1 protein-coding gene is annotated in these 683 nt (G+C 73.2%); it reads left to right on the forward strand.

From position 1 onward, the window contains the following. Nucleotides 1-76: 76 nt before the first annotated feature. On the forward strand, nt 77-683 hold a 607-nt coding region (locus CCN42_RS41045), incomplete at its 3' end, for a cellulose binding domain-containing protein (RefSeq protein WP_422641144.1).

Raw genomic sequence — 683 nt, forward strand, 5'->3', positions numbered from 1 at the left:
ACCCACCACACCCCGCGTGACCGCCCCAGCTCACCACGCGTGACCACATCCCACCCCCCACGGAGAGGACACCACCGTGACCAGTCACGACAACCGACCGGCGCAGCGACGCCGCACCAGGCTGCGCGCCGTCCTCGCGACGGCGGCCGTCACCGCCCTCGGTGCCGCGGCCCTCGCCGCCCTGCCCGGCACCGCCACGGCCGCGGGCGGGCTGACGGTGCAGTACCGCACCAGCGCCTCGGGCGCCTCGGCCGACCAGAGCGAGCCCTGGTTCAAGGTGAGGAACACCGCCACCACCGCCCTGCCGCTGAGCGAGGTGAAAGTCCGCTACTACTTCAAGGCCGACTCGCCCCACGCCGTCTACCGCTTCGCCTGCTCCTGGGCGGCCAAGGGCTGCGCCCACATCACCGGCACCTTCGGCACCCTCGCCCATCCCACCGACACCGCCGACCGCTACCTGGAGATCGGCTTCACCTCCGGCGCCGGCTCCCTGGCCCCCGGCACGGACACGGGCGACATGCAGCTGCGCTTCTACCAGTCCACCTGGCAGCCGGTCCGGCAGAGCGACGACTACTCCTTCGGCGCGAGCCAGACCGCCTACGGCGACTGGACCAAGGTCACCGCCACCCGTGCCGGCAGCCTCGTCTGGGGCACCGCCCCGGCCGGCAACAACCCCACCGACC

Origin of the sequence: Streptomyces glaucescens (genome assembly GCF_002154375.1) — a bacterium.
In the GTDB taxonomy this organism is placed as follows: Bacteria; Actinomycetota; Actinomycetes; order Streptomycetales; family Streptomycetaceae; genus Streptomyces; species Streptomyces glaucescens.